General features: G+C 23.0%; 3 protein-coding genes. All 3 read right to left on the bottom strand.

Annotated elements, in window-relative coordinates; all coding sequences use genetic code 4:
* On the bottom strand, nucleotides 1–492 hold a 492-nt coding region (locus D9R21_RS05990; protein ID WP_148108857.1), incomplete at its 3' end, for a hypothetical protein.
* A 119-nt stretch (nucleotides 493–611) separates the two neighbouring features.
* Entirely contained in the window at nucleotides 612–1355 is a 744-nt protein-coding gene (locus D9R21_RS05985) for a recombinase RecT (RefSeq protein WP_126821485.1), read from the bottom strand.
* A gap of 1 nt (nucleotide 1356) precedes the next feature.
* Nucleotides 1357–2042 (bottom strand): hypothetical protein (locus D9R21_RS07460; protein WP_158613946.1); only part of this gene is annotated, 686 nt, incomplete at its 5' end.

Raw genomic sequence — 2042 nt, 5'->3', positions numbered from 1 at the left:
ATCGGGCCCAGGTAATGAGCTAGTTCCCAAACCTGATCTATTTCATACAACAGTTAATGTACCCTCAAAAGAATTATTTGGTGAAAAATATATAGTAGCTCTTCCTGCTCTTCGATTTATATTTTCAACTATCATATAACTATTAAAATAATATTGTTGTTGTTGACTTAAATTATCTATATTATGAAGATTATTAACAACAAAACCTTGCATAATATTACTTTCATCATCATAAAAAATAGTACCCAAACTTCTATTTCAATTATTTGTTAATGAAATATTAATTTTTCTTTGTTGTCTTTTAATTCTATTTAAATTATTTGTTTGAAAATTAATATCACTATTTTCTATTTTAATTTCTTCTTTTTGATAAGGACTAGCAGCAATTGTTGCTGGTACAGCAGTTCCGCTAATAGTTAATACACTTAATAAACTAAGTAATTTTTTAATACTTGTTTTTCTCCTTTTCTTAATCTTGAAACTTTTTATCAAGATATACCTGCATTATATATATATGCAAGAAAAAGTATAAATTATTTAATAATTTTATTTTGAAAAATAGCTCTTAATTACGCGTTTTAAGGGGTAAATTAGCAATGAAATATATTAAGTTAAATATTATTTGATAAGGGTTCATCGCTCATCTGCCCCTGATTTTTGGCGACAGTAATATCATTAAAAGGAATATATTCAAAATTACCATCTTCTTTAATTTCTTTTTCATCTAAATCAATATCAGAAATATCAATTCCCATTTCTAATGCTAATTTACGATATAATTTTGCTTCAACCATTTCTTTTGGTCATTTATTTCAAGGCGAATATTCACTATTTCCACTTGGACTACTATTTTTTAAACGGTCAATATCTGCTTTTCTTAATAAAATACCTTGAAAATTTCCATTTTTATCTTTTGCAAAAGCATAAGCACCAATAATCTCATTATAATCACTAGTATTTGCATTAAAATTAATTTCATGTATTTTTGGACAAGAATTTAAACTATCTCATTCAAATTTTTCACCTTTAAATATAATAGATTTTCGTGGACTATATCCTGCTTCTTCAATTTTTTTACAATAAACTTTACTATCAATAATAGTTGTTAATTTATTTTTAAATGGAATAATATTAAAATCTTTACTAAAAATTAAACCTTTGTTACTTAATTTAATAATTCCTAATGCTGTAATTTTTGCATTTTCTGCATTAGAAACCAATGACATATAACTTTGTCCATTTTTCATTTTCAATTCTTCAAGTGCTAAAATATTTTCTTTTAAAAATTTATCATTAACTTTTAATTCATATTTAACAATTGCACCTTTAATATATTGTTGTAATTCATTTTTCATATTATTTTTGCACCTCAATTTCTATACCACTTATTCCTAAAAAGTTATTTTCTTCATATTGTTTTTTAACAATATTTTTAATTTCTTTTTCATTTAATAAAATTAAACCTTTATCTAATAAAGATAATAAATCAAAAGCACTAATTTCTTTTTTAAAACCTTTAATAATAATTTGGTCATTTTTTAATTTATCTTTTCTAAATTTACTTACTACTTTTTCCATTTTTTTATCAAGTTCAGCAACATCTTCCATTGCTCGAACTTGTTCATCATGGATTTGATCCATATCTAAACCAATATCCTCTGTCAAATTATTAGCAAACTCAATTCGTTCATTTTTAATTTCTTCTTGTTCTTTAATAAATTGTTTTTGCTTATATTTTTGAGCTTGAATCATATCATTTTTAATATCTATTTTATTATTTTCAAGTACTTTTTCTAAAGATATAATATTATTTCTAATTTTATTCAAGTCATCTTTAAAAGATTTAATTTTTTCTAATGGTTCACGAAAAACTATATCTACTTTTGAAATAGTTCGTGGCATATCATTTAAATGCACATCTTGATAATTATTTAAAGCATAATGATTATGATGACGATATATAAATTCTGCTAATTCTTGTCCATTTTCATCAATTCATTTTTTAATTGTTAATGCTTTTAAACTTAATTCTTTAAAATCAT

Source organism: Spiroplasma endosymbiont of Megaselia nigra, assembly GCF_003987485.1.
GTDB lineage: Bacteria > Bacillota_I > Bacilli_A > Mycoplasmatales > Mycoplasmataceae > Spiroplasma.
This window is presented reverse-complemented; position numbering and strand designations above follow the sequence as displayed.